Here is a 22020-nt window from a genome sequence, read left to right as displayed (position 1 = left end):
ACAGTTGGGAGAGCCCATATTCAACAGTTCCCCCGTTTCGGGAAGAACATAACCTGCCGAAAGGAATTCGTACATGGGGAGAACTCCCCATGTACTTCCCCTAGAGTGCCGTGGTGCCGAAAAGCATCCCCAGCAGATATGTGGCGGCCGCAGCACCGAGGCCGATCGCCAGCTGGCGCAGCGCCCGCTTGAGCGGCGAGGCACCGGACAGCAGACCGACGACGGCGCCGGTCATCAGCAGCGCCAGTCCCACCAAGATGCAGGAGAGAACGACGGCGGTGAGTCCGGTGAGGCCGAAGATGTACGGCAGGATCGGGATCACGGCACCGGAGGCAAAGAAGCAGAAGCTGGAGGCCGCAGCACCCAGCCCGGTGCCGACGGATTCGTGCTCGTCGCGGCGGTCCTCGGTGTCGGCCTCGGGGTTGAGGGAGAAGCTGGGGTCACAGTCGCAGGTGTAGAGCCCCATTCGTTCAGCCGCACGGTGCTCGGCGGCCTCCCTGGTCATTCCGCGGGCGCGGTACACCAGCACCAGTTCGTTGGCGTCAATATCCAGCGATTTCGCGGCGGAAAGGGTGATCTGGGTGGGTCGGGAAGCGTCCAGCAGTTCCCGCTGGGACCGGACCGAGACGTACTCGCCGGCACCCATGGACAGGGCGCCGGCGAGTAGGCCCGCCAGCCCGCTGAACAGGATGAATGTGCTGGAAACCCCGGCGGCGCCAATGCCCATAATCAGGGCGAGGTTGCTGACCAAGCCGTCATTCGCACCGAACACCGCGGCACGGAAATTGCCGGAAAGCCGGGTCCGTCCGCGGGTGGCCAAGCCCCGGACCACTTCTTCATGGATCTGCTCATCAGCGGCCATGGCGCTGGTGGCGTTAGGGTCCTGGGCATAGGGCGATCGGCCCTCGGCACGCTGGGCCAGCGCCAGTACAAACACCGAGCCAAAACGCCGGGCCAGCAGGCCGAGGGCGCGGTTACGGAAGGATGCGCGCATCGGGCGGCCGGCGTCGTCGCCCAAAAGCTGGCGCCAGTGTTCCTCATGGCGGCCCTCCGCCTCGGCCAAGGCGAGGAGGATGTCGCGTTCCTCCCCGTCGCGGCGTTCGGCGAGGTAACGGTAGGTGGCGGCTTCGGCCTGTTCGTCGGCGAGGTACTGCCGCCAGCGCTTGAGGTCGGCATTGGAAGGGACGCTGGGCCCGTTGTGCGGCTCCGGCGGTGACTGGGAATTCACGGTGCTCCTGACAGGGACCGGAACAGGGGGATCCGGCCAGTTAAAAAGGTCTCTGACCGAAGGTCTCGCTCGCCCGGGCTGCGTGCCGTCGGGTGGACTGCCGGGACGCCGCGGCGTCCAGTATGTCGACAGGCCTCGGCCGTACGGAACCAAAGGCCCGGGCCGGAGCTACTCCCCTTCAACGTCCCAGTGTAATGCAATCAGCCGGCGCAAGGCGGGACCGAACCGGAGCGGCCCGCCGCGGGCCCGGTTGAGCTGGAGGCTCAATAACTTAAGTCAAGGGGCGGGCAGGCGCTAAAGTCGAATGCGTGAGCAAAAACTACCCTCTTACGGATCCGGACCGCCCGTGGACCCGCCATTACAGCGAGGGAGTCCTGGATGGCTTTAGCCTTCCGGAGGAATCCCTTGTCGACATGGTTGAGACCTCCATCCGCAAGTACCGGTCCAAGACCGCCCTTGAGTTCTTCGGCGCCACCACCAGCTATGAGGAACTCGGAGAGCAGATCCGCCGGGTTGCCACAGGTCTGTTGAAGCTGGGGGTGCGCAAGGGTGACCGCGTGGCACTGGTACTGCCCAACTCACCACAGCACGTGGTCGCGTTCTACGCCGTGCTGCGGTTGGGTGCAGTGGTGGTGGAGCACAATCCGCTGTACACCGACAGGGAACTGCGGCACCAGTTTGAGGACCACGGGGCCACGGTGGCCATTGTGTGGGACAAGACGGTGGAACAGATCCAGAACCTGCCCGCAGACATCCCCGTGCGGACCATCATTTCCGTGGACCTGATCTCCGCAATGCCCCTGTCCAACCGGATCGCGCTGAAGCTGCCGGTCCCCAAGGCGCGTAAGGCCCGCGCGGCGCTGACCGTGGACACGAAGCCCCGCAGCGGGTCCCGGAAGGTGCTCACCTGGAAGACCCTGCTGAACAACCGGCCGCTGCGCCGGCGGTATCCGCGTCCCGCGGCCGGTGACCTTGCCGCCATCCAGTACACCAGCGGCACCACGGCAGACCCCAAGGGTGCCATGCTCCTGCACTCGAACCTGATGGCCAACGCTGCCCAGGGTGTCGCGTGGGCGTCGGGCCTCCGGCTCGGCGAGGAAACCTTCTACGCCGTGCTGCCCATGTTCCACGCCTACGGGCTCACCCTGAGCTTGACCTGCGCCATGAAGACCGGGTCACGGCTGGTCCTCTTCCCGAAGTTCGACGAGGACCTCACCCTGCAGGCGATGAAGAAGTCCCCCGCCACGTTCCTGCCGGCGGTGCCGCCCATCTACGACCGGCTGGCAGCCGCGGCAGCAGAACAGGGCGTCTCGCTGCGCGGCATCAGATTCGCTATTTCCGGGGCCATGAACCTGCCCCTGGAAACGGTCGAAACCTGGGAAGCGGCCACCGGCGGACACCTCATTGAGGGCTACGGGCTGACCGAAACTTCCCCGGTTGCCCTGGGCAACCCGTTTAGTCCTTCCCGGAAGCCGGGCACGGTGGGTGTGCCGTTCCCGCTGACGGATATCCGTGTTGTGGACCCCGAAAACCCGGCCATGGACGTTGCCCAGGGCACGCCCGGCGAACTGCTGATCCGCGGACCGCAGGTGTTTGACGGTTACTGGAACAAGCCCAAGGAAACGGAAGCGGTCCTGCTCAACGGCGGCTGGTTCCGGACCGGCGATATTGTCTCTGTGGATGAGGACGGGTTTGTCACCATCCGCGACCGCATCAAGGAACTGATCATCACCGGCGGCTTCAACGTCTCACCCTCCGAGGTGGAGGAGGCGCTGAAGCGCCACGACTCGGTTGAGGACGCCGCCGTGGTTGGACTGGCCCGCTCAGGCGGCGGCGAGGATGTGGTTGCTGCAGTTGTGGTCAAGCCCGGAAGCGGCTTCAACGCCGAAGGGTTGCGGACCTACGTCCGCAACGAGCTGGCCGCCTACAAGGTCCCGCGCCGCATCGTGGAGATCCAGGAGCTACCCAAATCCCTGATCGGCAAGGTCCTGCGGCGCCACGTCCGCGACAACCTGCAAAACGGCGGCCACCCCGCCACCCCAGACGAAGGTACTGCCCCCACCAACGCCCAGAACAATGCCTGAGCGGAAAAGAGCGGACATGAGCGCATCACAACCGGACCAGACGGAACGGCACCCCGACCACACCAGGCCTGCCCGGTACTGGAGCGGCGCACTTGGCCATGCCGGCCAGCGCTCTGCCCAGATCCTGTTGATCCTGCTGCTGGTATCCGTCGCCGTGTACGGGCTGATGCAGATCACCCTGGTGGTGATCCCGGTGCTGCTGGCCCTGATCCTGGGTGCGGCTATTGCCCCGTTCGTCAACTGGCTGCGGCGGAAGGGCTGGCCCAGCGCCTTGGCCACAGGCCTTTCCTTCCTGCTCCTGCTGGCCGTCTTCGGCGGACTGATCACCGGGATTGTCTTCGCCATCCGCAGCGAATGGTCCTCACTGGTGGATCAGGCCGTGCAGGGCTTCGAAAAGCTCTATGACTTTGTGGAGAACGGGCCGCTGCCCATAGATGACAACATGCTGCGCAGCGCGCGTGACAGTGCCATTGACTTCGCCACCAGCAGCACCGTCAGCAACGGCGCGCTTGCAGGCCTCTCCGCAGCCACGTCCTTCGCCACCGGTTTCCTGCTGATGGCCGTGGTGCTGTTCTACTTCCTCAAGGACGGGGACCGCATTTGGGCCTTCTTCCTGCGGCTGTTCCCGGACGACCGGCGGGACAAAGCCCGTTTGTCCGGCTTCCGGGTCATGGAAGTGCTGGGCGGCTACATCCGCGGAACCGCCATCGTGGCGATGGTTGACGCCGTGTGCATCGGTGCGGCCCTGTTCTTCCTGGGTGTGCCGCTGGCCCTGCCCTTGACCGTCATTGTTTTTGTCGGGTCGTTCATTCCGCTGGTCGGTGCCACGGCGGCCGGTGTCTTTGCCGCGCTGATTGCCCTGGTGGCCAACGGTCCCGTGGTCGCCCTGATTGTGGTGATCGTGATCATCCTGGTGAACCAGCTGGAAGGCAACTTCCTCCAGCCCGTGGTGATGGGCAAGTCGCTGAGCATCCATGCCCTGGTCATCCTGCTGGCGCTGACCGCCGGCACCATCCTCGCCGGCATCATCGGTGCCATCTTGGCTGTCCCCATCGCCGCCGTCGGCTGGGCCGTTATCAAGGTGTGGACGGGGGAGGACACCGGCGAGGACATCGAAGAAGCCGGTGAGATCCCAAACCCGGAGGACCAGCCCGAAATGGAATCGGCCGAAAAGCACTGACCCGGAAAGGATCCGCGCCGACCATGAAGGCCCTGCCTGTAGAACCGAGCAACGCACCGGTGGCCATCGGCGTGCGGATCCGTTCCGCCCGCCAGGCGCGGAGGATGACCATCGGGCAGGTGGCTGAGGCCACCGGCCTGACCAAGGGATTCCTCAGCCGGGTGGAGCGGGACCTCACCTCGCCGTCCGTCGCGTCATTGCTCACCCTGTGCCAGGTGCTGTCCATCTCCATCGGCGAGCTGTTTTCCGCGCCGGAGACCCACGTGACCCGCTGGGACGAGGCCCCGAAGATTCACTTGGGCGGGGAGGGCATTGAGGAACGGCTGCTCACCGCGCGCACCGAGCGCCGGGTGCAGATAGTGCGCTCCGTCATTGAACCGGGCGGTTCCGGGGAGGCGGACCTCTACTCGGTGGACTGCGACGTCGAGGTGCTGCACGTGGTCCAGGGCACCTTCGAACTCATCCTGGGGCACGAGTCCATGGAACTGGGCACGGGCGACACCGTGACGTTCCCCGGGCGCGAGCCGCATTCCTGGCGCAACCCGTCCCGGGAAGAAACCGTTGTGCTCTGGACCCTGGTCAGCCCCGGCGGTTCCTAGGCGCTGACAGCGGTGCTGTCGGCGGTCCCGGTCAGGTCCTCGAGGTATTCGACGGCGCTGCTTAGGTCCCGGCCTGCGGAACGGTAGCCCACATAGCCGTCGGGGCGGACCACGAGCAGTTCGGCCCGGCGCGGGCTGAGGCCCAGGCGGTGGAACGCCAGCCCGCTGACATCCTTGATGATGCCGGCGTCGTCCGCAATCAGGCTGCTGCCGGCGGTGAGCTGCCGGACGTTCAGCAGGCCCGCGAGCTGCGGCAGGGCAGCGGCGAGCCGCGCCGGTGCGTCCTGCGGCCAGCCGGGCCCGCAGAGGAGCACGGAGAAGCCGGGCGTGGCCAGGAGGTCCTGCAGCCGGCGCTCCCGGTCCTGGTAGATGACGTCGGCGTCGGGCAGCCGGTCACCGGGGCGGGGTCCGCGGGACAGCGCTGCCGGGAACCGTGAGGCTCCGGAGTCCACCACGCTGCTGCCGCGGTAGTTGACATTCAGCTGGGACATGGAGCGGAAGAGGCGGGAGCGCAGCCCGTCCCAGGCCATGGCCTTGGGGGCGACGGCGGGCAGCAGCTTGGTGCGGGGGAGCTTCTTCAGGCCGTTGCGGCTGGTGGCCAGCTTGAAAACGCGGTCCGTGGTGGAAACGACTTCCTGGCCTACGGGCCGCCGCTCGGCGTGGTAACTGTCGATCAGCTCTTCGCTGGCCAGTCCGCGGGCACCCAGTGCGAGCTTCCAACCCAGGTTCAGGGCGTCCTGGATGCCGGTGTTCATGCCCTGCGCGGCCACGGGGGAGTGGACGTGTGCGGCGTCGCCGGCCAGGAACACGGAGCCCCGCTGGAAGTATTCCGCCATCTGGTGCGACAGCCGGAAAGTGCTGATCCACTTCGGATCGCGGACGGTCAGCTGTCCGTGCGTGAAGGTGTCCGCCATGCCCTGGAGGGTTTCAAGCGTTGCCGGACGATGCGGCGGCTTGATGCCGATCATCCGCCAGGTGGCCGGTCCGCCGAGCGGGAACAGGAACAGGAAACCGTCTTCGGTGGGGTAGGAGTGCACCGTTTCGGGTTCGGCGCCGTCAATTTCGACATCGGCCAGGATGAAGGTGTCGGGGTAGGCCCCGCCGCGCCAATCCATGCCGGCCTTGGCACGGACGGTGCTGTCGGCCCCGTCTGCGCCGACAACGTAGCGCGCACGGATGCGTTCGATTCCGCGGTCCATCCGCTGGATCTTGGCTTCCATGCCGGCAAAGGGATCCTCGGGGTCCAGCCGCTCCAGGTCCTGCAGTTCCGCTCCGCGTTCAATCCGTACGCGGCGGGAGAGCAGGTACTGCGTCAGGATCCGTTCGGTTTCCGTCTGGGACAGGAACAGCAGCTGCTGGAAAGCAGTATCGTCCATGCCGGTGTCGAACAGGTCCACTTCCAGCGTTTCCTCGGGCAGGTGCAAGTGCAGCTGCCGGACGGGACGGCCGGCTGCCGCCAGTTCAGCGCTGACGCCGAAGGGCCGCAGTACCTCCAGCGTGCGGGGCTGGATGGCGATGGCACGGGATTCGGTGCCCGGGCTCTGCCGCCGGTCAATGATGCGGAAGCTCGCGCCGAAGGCGCTGAGTTGGGCGGCGAGCGCCAGCCCCGTGGGGCCCGCGCCCACAATCAGGACGTCGACGTCGTAGTTCGGGTCTGCGCTGTTATCGTGGGCCGCCATGCCTTCAGCCTAGTCTTGACCGCGAGCGCAGTTCCACTTTAGCCTTTCGGTAAACATTTGATTACCTGCGGATAACCGCGGGTAACCGCCGCACACAACCGCCGCACACCACCACCGCACCGGGGCAAGGACGCCCCGGGGATCCCGGAGACACCCATGGATGAGCTTCCCCGCGTCAGCGCCAACGGCAACACCGGGCCGGTGGACGCGGCGCGGATCCCCCGGTATGCCGGAGCGGCGACCTTCGCGCGCCTGCCGCGCCTGGACCAGGTGGACCGTGCCGAGGTGGCCGTGGTGGGGGTTCCCTTCGACAGCGGGGTGTCCTACCGGCCGGGGGCGCGTTTCGGCGCCAACCACGTCCGGGAGGCCAGCCGCCTGCTGCGCCCCTACCACCCGGCGCTGGATGCCTCGCCGTTCGCGAACCTGCAGGTGGCCGACGCCGGCGACATGGCCGTGAATCCCTTTGACATCAACGAGGCCATCGAAACCATCCAGCAGCACGCGCTGGACCTGACGGCGTCCGGAAGCAGGCTGCTGACCCTGGGCGGTGACCACACCATTGCCCTGCCGCTGCTGCGTGCAGCATCCGAACGGGCCGGGCAGCCGGTGGCGCTGCTGCACTTTGATGCCCATCTGGACACCTGGGACACCTACTTCGGCGCCGAATACACCCACGGAACGCCGTTCCGCCGGGCGGTGGAGGAAGGCATCCTGGACACCGAGGCAATATCCCATGTGGGCACCCGCGGGCCCCTCTACGGCAAAAAGGACCTTGAGGAGGACCGCCGGTTCGGGTTCGGCATTGTGACCTCTTCGGATGTTTTCCGGCAGGGGGTGGATGAGGTGGTGGACAGGCTGCGCAGCCGCATCGGCACCCGTCCGCTGTACGTGTCCGTGGACATTGACGTCTTGGACCCGGCCCACGCGCCGGGCACCGGCACTCCGGAAGCCGGCGGCATCACCAGCCGGGAACTGCTGGAGATCCTGCGCGGACTGCGCGGCCTGAACCTGGTGGGCGCCGACGTCGTCGAAGTAGCTCCCGCCTACGACCACGCCGACATTACGGCGGTGGCCGCCTCGCACGTGGCCTATGACCTGATCACCCTGATGGGACTGTCCGCATGAGCGCCGACGCTGCCGCCAACCCTTCCGCTGCGTCCTCCGCACCCGTGCGCAACGGCGGGGACCTGGTGGTGGAAACCCTTGAAGCACTCGGTGCCACCACGGTCTTCGGGATCCCCGGCCAGCACGCCCTGGGCCTCTTTGACGCGCTGTCCCGCTCCCGGCTGGAGTTCATCTCCTCCCGGGTGGAGAACAATTCGGCGTTCGCCGCCGACGGCTTTTCCCGGGCCACCGGGCAGGTGGGGGTGCTGTTCCTCTCCACCGGGCCGGGCGCGCTGACCTCCCTGGCCGGGCTCCAGGAAGCCTATGCCACCGGTGTGCCGATGATCGTGGTGGCCAGCCAGCTTCCCATTGACGGCCTGGGCGCCCGCCGTCGCGGCATGCTGCACCAGCTTGATGACCAGAAGGCATCGGCGGCCAACGTCACCAAGAGCCAGCGGCTGATCCAGCACGCCTCCGGCATCCCGTCCGCTATCCAGGATGCGTGGACCGAGGCCATTTCCGCACCGATGGGTCCGGTGTGGATCGAGGTGCCGCAGAACGTGCTGCTGAATCCGGTGATGGTTCCGGCCGTGGAAGATGCGCTGGCCGAGCCGTTCGACAACCCGCCGCGCAGCGAGCTGGTGAAGGAGGCTGTCCGCTGGCTCGGTGTTGCCCGGCGTCCGGCAGTTATTGCCGGCGGCGGCGTGCGCCGCAGCGGCGCCGAAGCCCAGCTGCTCTCCATTGCCGGGAAACTCCATGCCCCGGTGATCTGCACCCCCGGCGGCAACGGAGCCTTCCCCTGGAACCATCCGCTGTCGCTGCAGTCCTGGGTGGAGGACCGGCACACGACGGACGTGCTGGAGGACGCCGACGTCCTCCTGGTCATCGGTTCCTCCCTGGGCGAGGTGACCTCCAACTACTTCACCATGGCTCCGCGTGGCCGGATCATCCAGATTGACGCCGAGCCCCGGGTGCTGGAGTCCAACCGGCCGGCACTGGGTATCCGGGCCGACGCGCGGCAAGCACTTCAAGCACTGGACCAGGCGCTGCCGCAGGCCGCCGTCCTGCCGGACTGGCACGGCCAGGCGGCGGAGGACCTGGTGGCCGAAACCCTGGCGCGGGTGCAGTCGAGGCTGGACAGCCAGGATCTGGGCATGGAGCGGCAGTTCATGGCAGATATCCGGGCGGCCGTACCCGAGACGATGCAGACCTACTGGGATATGACCATTTCCGCCTACTGGGCCTGGAGCTGCTGGGACGCTAAGGCCGGGGCCTTCCACTCCGCCCAGGGTGCCGGCGGGCTGGGCTACGGCTTTCCGGGGGCAATTGGCGGAGCCGTGGGGCTCGGGGAACGGGTCCTGGCAGTATCCGGGGACGGGTCGGCCATGTACTCAATCGCGGAACTGGCTACCGCCCGGCAGCATCACCTGCCGGTGACCTGGCTGATCGTGGACGACGGCGGCTACGGCATCCTGCGCGAATACATGGAGGATGCCTTCGGCAAGGCCACCGCCACGGAGCTGGCCGGGCCCGACTTCGTCAAGCTGGCCGAATCGTTCGGCGTCCCGGCCCGCCGTTGCGCTCCCGGCGGAATCCGTACGGCCCTGGAAGAATCTTTCGCTGCGGAAGGCCCCAACGTGGTGGTGGTGGAGGCGCGGATAGGCCTCTTTGCTCCCACCCACCTCTGACATGACACAAAGCGGTTTAGTTAGTTGACCTAGGTAAACAATGTTCGTATAGTTGCCTAGGTCAACTATCAATATTGTTTCGGAGGCGGCCTGCTTTGCCCGTACAGCAACACACGGCAGAAGAGCTGGTTCGCAGTGTTTTTGCCCTCCAGCGTTCGCTGCGGGCCCTCACCCACCACAGCATCCTCGACGGCGGTCCCGGCATCGCGCTGCAGGGCGTCATGCGGATGATCGGCGAAGACGGTGAGCTGCGCGCCACTGAACTGGCCGCGAAACTGGGAATCGGCGCCGCTGGACTGAGCCGGCATGTCGCCGAACTCGAGGAGCTCGGGTACGTCCACCGCCGCCCCCATCCGCAGGATCGCCGGGCCAACCTGATCCGCCTCTCCGAACTGGGGGAGTCCGTCCTCGCCCAGTCCCTGAACCGGCGGGCCGCCGTCCTGCAGCAGACGCTGTCGGAGTGGTCCGAGGAACAGGCCCAGCTGGCCTCCGAGTCCATCGGGGCGCTCTCCGAATCCCTCCTTACCTCCATCCGTACGGCCGCGCCGGGCACCACCGGCCCCGCCGTCGGAACCTCCACACACCTATCTCCGCAGGAGCAAGCAACTAAGTGAGCGAAACAAAAACCGCCCGGAAGAAACACGTCCCCGGGGAAATGAGCCACCGCCAGATCCTCCAGGCCCTCACCGGCCTGCTCGCCGCACTGTTCACGGCGATGCTGAGCACCACCATCGTGGCCAACGCGCTGCCCACCATCATGGGCGAGCTGCACGGCACCCAGACCGACTTCGCCTGGGTCGTCACCGCCGCACTGCTGGCCAACGCGGTCAGCACACCCATCTGGGGCAAGCTCGCTGACCTGTTCAACAAAAAAGTACTGGTGCAGCTGAGCATCATCGTCTTCGTGGCCGGCTCCGTGCTGGCAGGGTTCTCCGAATCCATGCCGCTGCTGCTCACCGCCCGGGTAATCCAGGGCCTGGGCATGGGCGGCCTGACTGCCCTGGCGCAGGCGATCATCGGCTCAATCATCCCGCCGCGCGAGCGCGGCCGGTACTCCGGGTACATGGGTGCGGTCATGGCCGTCGCCACCGCCGGCGGCCCGCTGCTGGGCGGCTTCATCGTAGACAGCCCGCTGGGCTGGCGCTGGACCTTCTTCCTCTGCGTCCCGCTCGCCGTCATCGCGCTGATCCTGCTCCAGTTCACCCTGCGCCTGGAACACGTGCGCCGTCCGGCCCGGATCGACTGGCTCGGATCCATCCTCCTCACCGCCGGTGTCTCCCTGCTGCTGATCTGGGTTTCGTTTGCCGGCAAGGAGGACTACTACGAGTGGGCCTCCTGGGAAACCGCCGCCATGGTGGGCGGCTCCGTGATCCTGCTGGCACTGCTGGTCCTGGTGGAGTCCAAGGTTTCCGAACCCATCATCCCGCTCAAGATCATCAGCCAGCGCACCACCGCGCTGGCCATCCTGGCCTCCGTGGCCGTGGGTATCGCCATGTTCGGTTCCACCACCTTCCTGGGCCAGTACTTCCAGTTGGCCCGCGGCTTCAGCCCCACCGAAGCCGGACTGCTGATGCTGCCCATGATCGCGGGCAACCTGCTCGGATCGGTCGGTTCCGGCCTGCTGATCACCCGCTTCGGTAAGTGGAAGCGCTTCCTGGTCATCGGCACCATCCTGGTCATCATCGGCACGGCGCTGGCCGGCACCATCGACCATGAAACCCAGATGGTCCTGGTCAGCCTGTTTATCTTCGTCCTCGGTGTGGGCATGGGCCTGCTGATGCAGAACCTTGTCCTTGCAGTCCAGAACACCGTCAAGGTCACGGAGGTTGGCTCGGCCAGCGCCTCCATCGCCTTCTTCCGCACCGTCGGCGGCGCCATCGGCGTTTCCGTGCTGGGTGCCGTGCTCTCCAGCTCGGTCAGCCGCCGGGTGAGCGAGGAACTGACCAACGCCGGCATCCCGACCAGCGGGGGCACCACCGCGACGCTGGACCTTGCCCAGCTGCCGCCGCAGATCCAGGAATTCTTCCGCATCGCATATGCCGAGGGCACCGCGGACATCTTCCGGATTGCCGCTGTAGTCTCCGTGGTTGCGCTGGTGGCCGTGCTGTTCATCAAGGAGCAGGCCCTGCGCCGTACCCTGGACGTCAAGCCGACCACCGGCAACCCGGTGGAACCGGGCCTCACCGGCGGTACGGAAATACTCCAGACCGGGGCCATGTCCGCCGTGCAGGCTGACGATGTCCAGGCCAAGGACACCATGGCAACGGACGCCCCCGCGGAGGATGCCGCAACCCGGAAGTAACTCCCGCGGCACCTACTGCATGGTGAAACGCCGTGCCACCGCGTTGCCCAGCGCCGGGACCTGGAACACCCGTTCCAGCCCGGCGTTGCGCATTGCCAGCACAGGTGCCGGCAGCGGCCGACCCAGGACCATGTTGGTCCGGGCCTGCGCGGAGGCAATCACCGCGTCGCGCCGCCGGCGCCGTTCAAACTCCCGCAGCTCCGCTCCCACCGGCCGGCCGCGCAGGGACGCGGCAATCAGCGGGGCCAGGGCGGCGGCGTCGAGCCAGCCCAGGTTCATGCCCTGCCCGCCGATGGGACTGATCTGGTGGGCGGCATCGCCCACCAGCACGGTCCGGCCGCGGACCAGCCGGCCCGCCCTGCCGATGCGCACGTCGAAGGCACTGAGCATCGAGTTGGCCCCGGCATCCAGCCGGTATCCGGTGCGGCGCAGAACCACGGCGGCCAGCATTTCGGCCGTGGCACCGCGCTGCAGGCAGTCGGTGTGGGCCACCCACCGGCGCAGCCCGCCGGGCAGGGGAAAGGATTCCACGATTCCCTCCGGCTCCAGATACAGCACTCCCAGCGGCCCGTCACCGGTGTGGTCCGGAAAGTCGCCCATCAAATAGGTATCGGCAAGCTGCCGGGAGGACCAGCGCGTGCCAAGCGCGGTGCGGACGGCGGACCGGGCGCCGTCGGCCGCCACCAGCAGGGATGCCCGCGTGTTGAACGGCTTCCCGCCGGAGCGGCCGCAGACCCGGACGCAGCGTCCGTCGTCGGTAAAGGACTCCACCCGCGCGCCGCGTACCAGCGCCGTTGGGTCCAGGGCGCGCAGGCGTTCCTCGAGCAGCTCCTCGGTGCGGATCTGCGGCAGCGTCAGGACAAACGGATACTGTGCCGAAGCGGCGGCGAAATCCAGCCGGGCAACCGTCCGGCCCGCGCTGCGGGCCTCACCGTGGGTGATCCGTACGCCTTCGGCGGTCATGGCATCGGCGATTCCGGCCCGGGCGAGGGACGCCAGGGCCGGCGGGTGGACACCGATGGCACGCGAATGCCGGCTGCGCCCGGTCCGCTGTTCCAGTACCTGGACGGTGATGCCCGCCTGCAGCAGCAGGACAGCCAGATAGGCTCCCACCGGTCCGCCGCCCACAATAACGACGTCGGACGCCGCCCGGGGAACGTGTGCTGCGGTCGCCTGCGGCGCCGGGGCGGGGGAGAGCTGGTGCACCGTGATCAGGACTCCCTGGCCAGCGCCGGGATCCGGGACGGCGGCGGATGGACCAGCAGGTTCTGCCACGGCCGGTGCTGCACGCCCTGCCAGCCGGCCGGAGTTACCTCCGCCAGTTCCGCCGCCGTGAAACTGCGCCGGATGGAGGTCAGCCCGTCCCGGCGGATGAATGAGCCGGGGAAAAACGGCCAGGTCCCCACCGAAAACAGCACGTACGCCCACCGGCTGCGCTCAATGTCGCTGTGCAGAATCAGCCTGGTGGCGAGTTTTTCCGAATCGGCCAGCAGGGCCTCCAGTTCCCCCGCACCGAGGTGATGGAGCATGTGGTTGGAGATCACGACGTCGTAGGACCGACCCTCCGCAACCAGGTCGGAGCTGAATGCCTGCCGGTAGGCGAGCCCCGGCACCGGGGGGCGGGCCGAGGCGAAGGCGTGCGCCCGCGGATCCGGGTCGATCGCCGTGATGTCCAGCGCGAAGCCGTCCCGGCGCGCCCAGCGGGCAAGGCAGCGGGGCACGTCCCCGCCGCCGGAACCGATATCCAGCAAACTCCCGCCGCCGCTCTCCCGGAACAGCGGGCGCAGGTACCGGACGTAGTTGCGCCGCCATCCCGATACAACGGCGTTGATCAGCCAGAAGCGGGCGTAGGTGCGTTCCAATTGCCGGGGATCGGCGTCGGGCCGGTCCATTTCTTCCACGGCATCCACGGCGCGTTCAGCCAGACACGGGAGCACACCCGTCATGCAGGGACGCCTACCGCCGGCTGCTCAGCGCGTTCTCCGGCCACCGCTGCCGCCGGCTGGACCGGCACGCCGACCCGGGTGAACAATCCTGTTTCCACGGTCAGGCCCGGGCCGAAGGCCATGGAACAAATCCGCTCGTTGCCACCTGCAGAGGGCAGATCCAGGATGCGTTTGAGGACAAACAGCACCGTAGCGCTGCTCATGTTGCCCACTGTGCGCAGCGTTTCCCGAGCCGGGAACAGCTGTTCCTCGCTCAGTTCGAGCTTGGCCTCCACCTTGTCCAGGATGCTGCGGCCACCGGGATGGATGGCCCAGTGCTCGATCTCCCGGTACGGCAGAGTTCCCAACGAATCGTCGTGGGCGAGCAGCGGGTCAAGGGCGCCGACAATGTGGTCGTCGATGATGTGCGGAACATAGGTGCCCAGCACCATCTCGAAGCCTTCGTCGCCGATGTTCCAGGCCATGGCTTCCTCACCCACCGGGGTAAGGATGGTCTCGAAATGGTCCAGTTGGATGCCGGGGCCCTCGGGCAGGTCATCGCGGGCAGTGATCACCGCGGCGGCGGCGCCGTCGGCAAAGAGCGAGGACCCCATGATGGCATCGGGGTCATTGGAGGTGCGCACATGCAGGGAGCAGAGTTCGGCGCTGACCACCAGCACCACGGCGCCGGGATCGGCCTCGCAGAAGGACTTCGCGGCGCGCATGGCCGGGAACGCGGCATAGCAGCCCATAAAGCCCAGGTGGTATCGCTGGACGGAGGGGTCCAGCCCGAGCGCCCGGACCACTTTGTAGTCCGGGCCGGGGTTGAAGAACCCCGTGCAGGAGACGGTGATGACGTGCGTGATGTCCGCCGCCGTCACTCCCGGGGCGGCCGCCAAGGCCTTGGTTGCGGCCTCGATGAAAAGCTTGGTGGCCTGCACTGCGAAAATGTCGTTGCGAACCTTGGTGCTGGGCTTCAGCAGCAATCCGCTGCGGGCGTCGTAAAACACCGGATGCTCGGAGGTGTCGGTGAGGGACAGCTCGGCCAGTGCCGTGCGGCGGGTGTCGATGGCCGCGGAATCGAAGCAGGTGCGGACCAGCCGTTCACCCAGCCGGGTCAGGCCCGGCTGGGTGGCGAAGCAGTCACGGACTTCAGTCTGCACCAGCACAGTGGGGGGAATTGCAGTTTCCAAGGACCTGAGGGTAACCGTCATAGTCCATTCTTAGGGGACTGTGACCCGGCACACAATGGTTGGAGTGCTGCAAAGGTTGCCGTGGGCTACTGGTTTAGCGGCTGCAGCAGGTCCTTTTCCAGTACAAGGTCCACCGACAGGGTCTTGTAGCCCTCCGCTTCAAAAAGCACCGTGACGGTCTCATCCTCGTAACTCATCACGACGCCGGGTCCCCACTCGGTGTGCGTCACCGGGGACTGCAGCGGGAACGGGAGGTCCGCCGCATCGTCCGGGGACAGCTCGGCCAGGTCTTCCGGGGCGACGTCCGCCGCGGCAGCGGCCTTTTCGCAGTTGTCGCAGTTCCCGCAGGGATCGGGCATATTCTCCCCGAAGTAGCCGAGCAGGAACTGGCGGCGGCAGCCCGAGGTCTCGGCGTACTGCCGGGCCATATCCACCCGCGACTGGTCGATGTTCTCGCGCCGTTCGGCGTACTCGGCGGCGGCGGATACCGCCTCGTCCGGGCTCATGGTGCCTGCCTTGTAGCCCTTTTTGCTGGCTGTGACGGCCCCGGCCTCGTACAGCAGGTTCAGCAGGCCAGCGAGTTTCCGCGCGCTGAGGTTCAGTGTTTCCCGCAGCCGGGCCTGGCTGATGGTGCCGTTCTGTGCCCGGAGCACCGCGAACAACTGCCGCAGGTCGTCGTCGCTGGGCCGGTTGCTGGCAAAGAAGCGACGCAGGCCCAGGTCCTCCGGCCGGTAGTGCAGGATGGCGGTGGCGGGTTTGCCGTCCCGTCCGCCCCGGCCGATTTCCTGGTAGTAGCTGTCCACTGAATCCGGGATCCCGGCGTGCACCACGTACCGGACGTTGGGCTTGTCGATGCCCATGCCGAAGGCCGTGGTGGCCACCACTACGTCCAGTTCGTCAGCCAGGAACCGGCGGTGGACGTCTTCCCGTTCCCCGGACGGCCGGCCCGAATGGAAGGCCGCTGCCCGCAGGCCCGCCTTTTCCAGGTCCTCGGCGTATTGCTCGGCTTCCTTGCGCGTTGCCACGTACACCAGGCCGGGGTGTTCCAGGTCCGGAACACTGTCCACCACGGCGCGCCGCTTGTCCTCGGACTCCACGTGCATGCGAACCGCCAGGTGCAGGTTGGGCCGGTCAAAGCCCTGGGCTATCAGGAACGGGTCCTTCAGCTGCAGGACGCCGGCAATCTCGGTGCGCACCGGCGGAGCGGCGGTGGCAGTGAGGGCAACCACGGGTTTCCCGAGGGTCTGGACCAGGGCGCCGAGTTGGAGGTAGTCCGGCCGGAAATCATGGCCCCACGCAGAGACGCAGTGCGCCTCGTCGATGACCAGCAAGGACACATCCAGGCTCTTCAGGCGTTGTGCCACGTCCTCCTTGGCCACCTGTTCCGGCGCGAGGAACAGGAACTTGGCCCGCTGCTCCTCATCCGGGTCCTCAACTGCGGCCCACGCGTCGTTGATCTGGGCTTGGGACTGACCGGAGTTCACTACATACGCACGGGTGCGGCCCGCGGCAGCGTTAATGGCGTCTGCTTGGTCGCGCTGCAGTGCGACCAAGGGAGAAATAACGACGGCGACACCCGGCAGGGCAAGCGCCGGAACCTGGTAGACGGCGGATTTGCCGTGTCCGGTAGGCATAACGCACAGGACATCCCTGCCCTGGGCTACGGCGGTCATGGCTTCGAGCTGCCCTTCGCGGGGCGTCTCCCAGCCGAAGACCTCCGACGCTGTCCGGATCAGGGTTTCCCTGGTGACGTTCATGAATGACCCTTCAGCGAACCGAACCGGCCAAAGCCGGTATTCAACTTAGTAAGCTTACTGAGGACCGGATATGGATGCGATTCGTGCCCGTGGGCGGGACCACTGGAACCACTGGCGGCATAGGAGCAGAACCAGCACCAGTTCCAGGACCGCACCGCCGTAGTACATCACCAGGGCGCCCTGTTCCGCCGCGGTCGCGCTCACGCCGGGCGGCGGATCAGCATAAATGCCCTTGGCCAGGATGTTGTGCGCGGCAATGGACAGGACCAGCACAATGGCCCGCAGCCGGTAGCCGGCCCGGTGCGGTGAGGGATCCCGGCCGATGATGGCGGCGGTAAACAGATACCCCGCAGCGAGCAGATGGAACGTCACCAGCCAGTGCACCGGCATGGACTCCTGCATGGCCTGCAGCAGCGGGGTGCGGAACATCAGGAACATTCCGCCGGTATTCAGCACGGCCGCGGTAACGGGGAAAGCCAGGAAACGGACAAACCTGCTGCGCAGCAACCGGGACAGCCGCCGGGCCGGAAAGACGTCAAGGCTGCGCAGCGCGAGCGTGAAGGGACGGGACAACACCAGCAGCAGCGGCGAGACCATCCCGGCCAGCAGGTGGGAGAAGCTGAGTATGGCGAAATCCGTATGCGCCAGTTCGGCCAACGGGTTCAGCACGGTCACCAGGACCGCCCCCACGCCCAAGGTGAAGCACAGGGTCCGGTACCAGGGCCAGCTGCCCGAGCGCGGCGAGAGCGCTCCGGCCCAGTAGGCCACCAAGGCAGCAACCGCGGGGATGAAGAACAACGTCTCCGCGGCGAAGCCTCCGCCGTGGTTATGCATCGGCCGTGGTTTCTGCCATGCCCGGGGGAACGGCGGCACGGGTACGGTACGTCAGCCATGCGCCGGCAACGATCAGCAGCACCGCCACCGAGTTCCACACGGTGTCATAGGCCAGCAGATCCACCTCGTACCGGATCTGGTGCAGGCCCATGAGTTTGTGCTGCACGGTGCCGTCATACAACTGGAAGGCTCCGGCGCCGAGCAGGACACCGCCAATCCAGCGCGGCCACAGGAGCTGGTGCCAGCGGCGGAGGTCGGCGAACAGGAACAACCCGGCCACCACGGCAAACCAGCCAAAGGCGTGGAACAGTCCGTCCGAGAACAGGCCCACCGAGGTGGTGGAGCGGTCATAGAAGTGGTGCCACTGCAGCAGTTGGTGGAAGACCACTTCATCCATGAAGGCAGCCAGCCCAATTCCAAACAGGAGACCGGAAACCAGATTGCGTGGGCGGGGAGACCTGCGGGTGTGGTGCTGCGTTGCCATCTTTTGAACATAACACCGACCGGGCGGCGGCTGCAGGCGTGCGTGACAAGGCCGGTGCGCTGCGGCAAGGATGGATACCATGTGGATCGGCGCGCTGGAACTGGACCTGCTCCTGGGGGATGTGCATTCGCTCAAGGGCAAACGCTCGGTGGTGCGGCCCATCCTCGCTGAGCTGCGGCGGAAGTTTGACGTCTCCGCCGCGGAGGTCGGGTCGCTGGACCTGCACCGCCGCTCGGGTTTGGGTGTAAGTGTGGTGTCGGCGGACAGGTCGCATGTGGTGGAGGTGCTCGATGCCGCGGAGCGACTGGTGGCGGCCCGGCCGGAAGTGGAGCTGTTGAGCACCCGGCGCCGGCTCTTCACCGAAGAGGACTAACCGCCCCGGCCGGCCGCTCGCCACAAGCGGGTGCATGGGGAAGAATTGGGCGGGTGAGTCTAAGCAGCGTAGAACCCGTCGCCCACCTATCCGCATCGGACGAGCAGGTCATTGCCCAGCTCGCCTCGGAACTCGGCGTTGCGCCGTGGCGGGTCCGTGCTGCCGTGGAACTGCTCGACGGCGGTGCCACGGTGCCGTTTATCGCCCGGTACCGCAAGGAGGCCACCGGCACCCTGGACGACGCACAGCTGCGGGACCTGGATGAGCGGCTGCGGTACCTGCGCGAACTGCAGGAACGGCGGCGCACCATCCTTGAGGCGATCGATGCCCAGGGCAAGCTGACCCCGGAGCTGAGGGCCGCCGTCGTCGGGGCTGAAACCAAGTCCCGGCTGGAGGACATCTACCTGCCTTACCGGAGCAAGCGGCGCACCAAGGCGCAGATTGCCCGGGAAGCGGGACTGGAACCGCTGGCGGATACCCTGCTGGCGGATCCCGGCCGCGTGCCGGAAACCGAGGCAGCAGCGTACGTGCGCGACGGCGTGCCCGACGCAGTAGAGGCGCTCGCCGGCGCGCGGGCCATCCTCATCGAGCGTGTGTCCCAGGATGCGGACCTGCTGACCGAGCAGCGCGAGAAGCTGTGGCGGCAGGGGCGGATGCGCTCGCAGGTCCGGCCCGGCAAGGAAACCGAAGGCCGCAAGTTCACCGACTACTACGACTTCTCCCAGTCGCCCTCCGGGATGCCGTCGCACCGGGTGCTGGCACTGCTGCGCGGGGAGAAGGAGGGCATCCTGGAACTGGCCCTGATCGAGGGGGACCCGGCGGATGCCGAGGCGCTGGCCGGCGCGCGGGCCCGTTATGAACGCTCGGTGGCCGCGCGCCTGGGGGTAGCGGACCGGGGGCGTCCGGCGGACGCCTGGCTGATGCAGACGGTACAGCTGGCCTGGCGGCGGATCCTGGCGAAGTTGTCCGTGGACCTGCGCGTCCGGCTGTTCACCGACGCGGAAACCGAAGCGGTCCGGGTCTTCGCTGCGAACCTGCGTGATGTGCTGCTGGCCGCGCCCGCCGGCAACAAGGCCACTATGGGCCTGGACCCGGGCCTGCGCACCGGGGTGAAGGTGGCCGTGGTGGACGGCACCGGCCAAGCGGTGGCCACCGACACCGTGTACCCGCATGCCCCGGCGCGCAGCTGGGACGAGGCCCTCGCAGCCCTGGCCGGGCTGGTGAAAGCGCACGGGGTGGAACTGATTGCGATTGGCAACGGCACGGCATCGCGTGAAACGGACAAGCTGGCCGCCGAACTGATCAAGCTGGTGACAGGCGTGCGCAAGCTGGTGGTCTCGGAAGCCGGAGCATCGGTGTATTCCGCATCCGCGCTCGCTTCTGCTGAATTGCCCGGCATGGACGTTTCCCTGCGCGGTGCCGTGTCCATTGCCCGCCGGCTGCAGGACCCGCTGGCCGAACTGGTGAAGATTGATCCCAAGTCCATCGGAGTGGGCCAGTACCAGCACGACGTGACGCCGGCCAAGCTGGAGCGCGCCCTGGATGCGGTGATCGAAGACTGCGTGAACGCGGTGGGCGTAGACGTGAACACCGCGTCGCCGTCGCTGCTGGCACGGGTGGCCGGCGTCGGGCCGCTGCTTAGCGAAAACATCGTGGCCCACCGGAACGCAAACGGTCCCTTTACCCGCCGCCGGGACCTCTTGAAGGTGCCGCGGCTGGGGGCAAAGGCGTATGAGCAGTGCGCCGGGTTCCTGCGCGTGAGCGGGGGATCGGAGCCGTTGGACGGCACCAGCGTCCACCCGGAGTCCTATCCGACTGCCCGCAGGGTCCTGACCGCCGCGGGTGCCACCATGAGTCCGTCCGGGGCGTCCCTGGACGGCCTGGATCCGGCGGCGTTCGTGGACGATCACGTGGGCCTGCCCACCGTCCTGGACATCATTGCCGAACTGCGCAAACCCGGACGCGACCCCCGCCCGGCCTTTGAAACAGCGGCCTTCTCCGAGGGGATCGAGAAGATTTCGGACCTGCGGCCGGGCATGGTCCTGGACGGGGTGGTCACCAACGTTGCCGCCTTCGGAGCCTTTGTTGATGTGGGCGTGCACCAGGATGGATTGGTGCACATTTCCGCCATGTCCACCACCTTCATTTCCGACCCACGGGAAGTGGTTAAGTCCGGGCAGGTGGTCAAGGTCAAGGTGATGGAGGCGGATCCGGAGCGCAAGCGGATCTCGCTGACCCTGCGGCTCGACGACGACCCTGCAGACCCGGCCGGGAGCCGGCCGCGGCGCGGGCAGGGAACGCAGGGACAGGCATCACAGGGACAGGCATCACGGGGGCAGGGCCCGCGGGCAGCAGTGCCCGCGCCGGCAGCGTCCCGCCCGGGGCCGGTTTCGGCATCATCACCAAAGGCCAAGGCATCCGAGAAGGGCGGCGCCAAGGCCACAGCCCAGGCAGCTCGGAAGGGTGCAGCGCGGGTTAGCAGGGCAGAACCGGCACCGGGCGGTGCCATGGCCGATGCCCTGCGCGCCGCCGGCCTGTTGAAGTAGGCCGGCAGCGGGCTGGCAGCGGAGCCCGATCCCTGAGCCCGATCCCGCTGGGAGGATCAGCCGGCGTCGCCCGGCCGGTCCTCATCCAATCCGCCGTCCAGTTCCGCGTCCCGGGGGTCACCAGACGCGGGCACCGTACCCGCGGCATGCGTGCCCTGGTCATCGCGGATGTTGCCGGCGGAGTGGGCCTTGTGGCCCGGAGTGCGGGGTTCGCCGGTGGGGCCGGGCTGGGGCGCGCTGGGACCGAGCGGATCTTTTGCGCCGTTCGCCGGTCCCTCCGAATCTGCCCGGCCGTGTTCAAGGGGTTCGCGAGCCATGAGGGGTCCTTCCTTGGCTGGGGTGGTCCTAGTCCTGGAGCAAGGTGCGCAGGAGGCTGTTCTCCAGGTCCGCAAGCAGTGCCCGGGGGTTCTCATAGATTTCTTCGGCTCCTGCTTCGAGCAGTTCGGCTTCGCTGGTGCCGCCGCAGGTGAGGCCGATGGTGGGAATGGAAAGCTTGCCCGCTGCCTTCACGTCCCACACCGAGTCACCCACAAAAACGGTATTTGCCGCTTCCAGTCCGCCGGACTCCAAAGCTGCTTCCAGAATGTCGGGGGAGGGTTTGCTGGCTTCGGCATCCCCGGAGCTGGTCGCACCGCTGATGGCCGAATCGGCGTCGATAACGGTGCGCAGGAACTTTAGTTCAGCTTCGGATGCTGACGAGGCCAGGACTACGGTGAGGTCCTTATCCGCGCAGGCCTTCAGGAGGTCGCTGGCACCGTCGAAGGAACGCAGTGCGGGCCACCACGTAGAGAAAATGGCGCCGTGTGTGGCGTCCATTTTTTCGTCCTCGTCCTTGTTGCGGTCCTCGCCCAGCAGATGTTCCACGAGCTTGTCCCCGCCCATGCCGATGGCCCGGTGAATGGCGGACATGGGCACATCGTGCTCCATTCGGCGGAAGGCCTGCCACCAGCAAACCGCGTGCAGGTAGTTGGAATCCACCAGGGTTCCGTCCACATCAAAAAGGACGCCCCGTTTGCCGTTAGCCGAACTGCCCATGCCTGCCGC

Annotated in this window: 19 protein-coding genes; 9 read left to right on the top strand and 10 right to left on the bottom strand. The window is 67.1% G+C overall.

Annotated features, from left to right (window positions below; all coding sequences use genetic code 11):
- Window positions 1-100: 100 nt before the first annotated feature.
- Window positions 101-1228 carry a VIT1/CCC1 transporter family protein gene (locus LOC57_RS12205; RefSeq protein ID WP_227913483.1) on the bottom strand — a complete coding sequence of 376 codons (1128 nt, stop codon included), beginning with the start codon at window positions 1226-1228 and terminating at the stop codon, window positions 101-103.
- Window positions 1229-1536: 308 nt separating this feature from the next.
- On the opposite strand from LOC57_RS12205, the gene LOC57_RS12200 reads away from it, so the two are divergent.
- Genes LOC57_RS12200 through LOC57_RS12190 form a run of 3 tightly spaced genes read left to right on the top strand, consistent with a single transcriptional unit; the run spans window position 1537 to window position 5091 of the window.
- Window positions 1537-3312 (top strand): long-chain-fatty-acid--CoA ligase, encoded by a 1776-nt coding sequence (locus tag LOC57_RS12200; protein WP_229960018.1) that lies wholly within the window; start codon window positions 1537-1539, stop codon window positions 3310-3312.
- 16 nt (window positions 3313-3328) lie between these two features.
- A complete protein-coding gene (locus LOC57_RS12195; RefSeq protein ID WP_227913481.1) occupies window positions 3329-4492 on the top strand; it encodes an AI-2E family transporter in 1164 nt (387 codons plus the stop codon).
- A 23-nt stretch (window positions 4493-4515) separates the two neighbouring features.
- The gene (locus LOC57_RS12190) at window positions 4516-5091 is read left to right on the top strand and encodes a helix-turn-helix domain-containing protein (protein WP_227913480.1); all 576 of its coding nucleotides are present in this window, start codon (window positions 4516-4518) and stop codon (window positions 5089-5091) included.
- Here LOC57_RS12190 and LOC57_RS12185 read toward each other — a convergent pair.
- The gene (locus tag LOC57_RS12185) at window positions 5088-6770 is read right to left on the bottom strand and encodes an FAD-dependent monooxygenase (protein WP_229960016.1); all 1683 of its coding nucleotides are present in this window, start codon (window positions 6768-6770) and stop codon (window positions 5088-5090) included. The two genes, LOC57_RS12190 and LOC57_RS12185, sit on opposite strands and share 4 nt — an antisense overlap.
- A gap of 156 nt (window positions 6771-6926) precedes the next feature.
- On the opposite strand from LOC57_RS12185, the gene speB reads away from it, so the two are divergent.
- From speB to LOC57_RS12165, 4 genes are all read left to right on the top strand, one after another.
- A complete protein-coding gene (speB, locus tag LOC57_RS12180; protein ID WP_229960014.1) occupies window positions 6927-7895 on the top strand; it encodes an agmatinase in 969 nt (322 codons plus the stop codon).
- Entirely contained in the window at window positions 7892-9562 is a 1671-nt protein-coding gene (locus tag LOC57_RS12175) for a thiamine pyrophosphate-binding protein (RefSeq protein WP_227913477.1), read from the top strand. Before speB ends, LOC57_RS12175 begins: the two co-directional genes overlap by 4 nt.
- A gap of 95 nt (window positions 9563-9657) precedes the next feature.
- The gene (locus LOC57_RS12170) at window positions 9658-10176 is read left to right on the top strand and encodes a MarR family winged helix-turn-helix transcriptional regulator (RefSeq protein WP_227926727.1); all 519 of its coding nucleotides are present in this window, start codon (window positions 9658-9660) and stop codon (window positions 10174-10176) included.
- A 41-nt stretch (window positions 10177-10217) separates the two neighbouring features.
- Window positions 10218-11864, top strand: coding sequence for an MDR family MFS transporter (locus LOC57_RS12165; RefSeq protein WP_231700795.1), 1647 nt, complete (start codon window positions 10218-10220; stop codon window positions 11862-11864).
- 12 nt (window positions 11865-11876) lie between these two features.
- Here the strand turns inward: LOC57_RS12165 and LOC57_RS12160 are convergent, their stop codons facing one another.
- The 6 genes from LOC57_RS12160 to LOC57_RS12135 form a co-directional block, all read right to left on the bottom strand.
- On the bottom strand, window positions 11877-13139 hold the full coding sequence (locus LOC57_RS12160; protein ID WP_229960012.1) for an FAD-dependent oxidoreductase: 1263 nt from the start codon (window positions 13137-13139) through the stop codon (window positions 11877-11879).
- Window positions 13076-13810, bottom strand: coding sequence for a class I SAM-dependent methyltransferase (locus LOC57_RS12155; protein ID WP_229960010.1), 735 nt, complete (start codon window positions 13808-13810; stop codon window positions 13076-13078). Before LOC57_RS12155 ends, LOC57_RS12160 begins: the two co-directional genes overlap by 64 nt.
- Complete coding sequence (locus LOC57_RS12150) at window positions 13807-15003, bottom strand: type III polyketide synthase (RefSeq protein ID WP_227913472.1); 1197 nt, start codon at window positions 15001-15003, stop codon at window positions 13807-13809. Before LOC57_RS12150 ends, LOC57_RS12155 begins: the two co-directional genes overlap by 4 nt.
- Before the next feature lie 65 nt (window positions 15004-15068).
- Window positions 15069-16739: a RecQ family ATP-dependent DNA helicase gene (locus LOC57_RS12145; RefSeq protein WP_229960008.1), complete on the bottom strand. Its 1671-nt coding sequence runs from the start codon at window positions 16737-16739 to the stop codon at window positions 15069-15071.
- A 54-nt stretch (window positions 16740-16793) separates the two neighbouring features.
- A complete protein-coding gene (locus LOC57_RS12140; RefSeq protein ID WP_227913470.1) occupies window positions 16794-17573 on the bottom strand; it encodes a cytochrome c oxidase assembly protein in 780 nt (259 codons plus the stop codon).
- Window positions 17566-18057 (bottom strand): DUF2243 domain-containing protein, encoded by a 492-nt coding sequence (locus LOC57_RS12135; protein ID WP_229960006.1) that lies wholly within the window; start codon window positions 18055-18057, stop codon window positions 17566-17568. Before LOC57_RS12135 ends, LOC57_RS12140 begins: the two co-directional genes overlap by 8 nt.
- A gap of 79 nt (window positions 18058-18136) precedes the next feature.
- Between LOC57_RS12135 and LOC57_RS12130 the strand changes: the two genes are divergently transcribed.
- Both LOC57_RS12130 and LOC57_RS12125 read left to right on the top strand, forming a co-directional pair.
- Window positions 18137-18430, top strand: coding sequence for a DUF503 domain-containing protein (locus LOC57_RS12130; RefSeq protein ID WP_227913468.1), 294 nt, complete (start codon window positions 18137-18139; stop codon window positions 18428-18430).
- Window positions 18431-18483: 53 nt separating this feature from the next.
- A complete protein-coding gene (locus LOC57_RS12125; RefSeq protein WP_229960004.1) occupies window positions 18484-20976 on the top strand; it encodes a Tex family protein in 2493 nt (830 codons plus the stop codon).
- Window positions 20977-21032: 56 nt separating this feature from the next.
- Here the strand turns inward: LOC57_RS12125 and LOC57_RS12120 are convergent, their stop codons facing one another.
- Entirely contained in the window at window positions 21033-21293 is a 261-nt protein-coding gene (locus tag LOC57_RS12120) for a hypothetical protein (protein WP_229960002.1), read from the bottom strand.
- A 28-nt stretch (window positions 21294-21321) separates the two neighbouring features.
- Complete coding sequence (locus LOC57_RS12115) at window positions 21322-22011, bottom strand: HAD family hydrolase (protein ID WP_227913465.1); 690 nt, start codon at window positions 22009-22011, stop codon at window positions 21322-21324.
- Between the last annotated feature and the right edge of the window lie 9 nt (window positions 22012-22020).

Origin of the sequence: Arthrobacter sp. zg-Y750, from assembly GCF_020907365.1 — a bacterium.
Classification (GTDB): Bacteria; Actinomycetota; Actinomycetes; order Actinomycetales; family Micrococcaceae; genus Arthrobacter_B.
Note: the sequence above shows the minus strand (reverse complement) of the source record. Positions and strands in the feature narration are given on the sequence as shown.

Bases quoted from the DNA above. Each gene is read 5' to 3' on its own strand.
- LOC57_RS12145 (WP_229960008.1), bottom strand. From the start codon at position 16,739: ATGAACGTCACCAGGGAAACCCTGATCCGGACAGCGTCGGAGGTCTTC.
- LOC57_RS12140 (WP_227913470.1), bottom strand. From the start codon at position 17,573: ATGCATAACCACGGCGGAGGCTTCGCCGCGGAGACGTTGTTCTTCATC.
- LOC57_RS12135 (WP_229960006.1), bottom strand. From the start codon at position 18,057: ATGGCAACGCAGCACCACACCCGCAGGTCTCCCCGCCCACGCAATCTG.
- LOC57_RS12185 (WP_229960016.1), bottom strand. From the start codon at position 6,770: ATGGCGGCCCACGATAACAGCGCAGACCCGAACTACGACGTCGACGTC.
- LOC57_RS12130 (WP_227913468.1), top strand. From the start codon at position 18,137: ATGTGGATCGGCGCGCTGGAACTGGACCTGCTCCTGGGGGATGTGCAT.
- LOC57_RS12155 (WP_229960010.1), bottom strand. From the start codon at position 13,810: ATGACGGGTGTGCTCCCGTGTCTGGCTGAACGCGCCGTGGATGCCGTG.
- LOC57_RS12150 (WP_227913472.1), bottom strand. From the start codon at position 15,003: ATGACGGTTACCCTCAGGTCCTTGGAAACTGCAATTCCCCCCACTGTG.
- LOC57_RS12190 (WP_227913480.1), top strand. From the start codon at position 4,516: ATGAAGGCCCTGCCTGTAGAACCGAGCAACGCACCGGTGGCCATCGGC.
- LOC57_RS12120 (WP_229960002.1), bottom strand. From the start codon at position 21,293: ATGGCTCGCGAACCCCTTGAACACGGCCGGGCAGATTCGGAGGGACCG.
- LOC57_RS12115 (WP_227913465.1), bottom strand. From the start codon at position 22,011: ATGGGCAGTTCGGCTAACGGCAAACGGGGCGTCCTTTTTGATGTGGAC.
- speB (WP_229960014.1), top strand. From the start codon at position 6,927: ATGGATGAGCTTCCCCGCGTCAGCGCCAACGGCAACACCGGGCCGGTG.
- LOC57_RS12165 (WP_231700795.1), top strand. From the start codon at position 10,218: ATGAGCCACCGCCAGATCCTCCAGGCCCTCACCGGCCTGCTCGCCGCA.
- LOC57_RS12175 (WP_227913477.1), top strand. From the start codon at position 7,892: ATGAGCGCCGACGCTGCCGCCAACCCTTCCGCTGCGTCCTCCGCACCC.
- LOC57_RS12195 (WP_227913481.1), top strand. From the start codon at position 3,329: ATGAGCGCATCACAACCGGACCAGACGGAACGGCACCCCGACCACACC.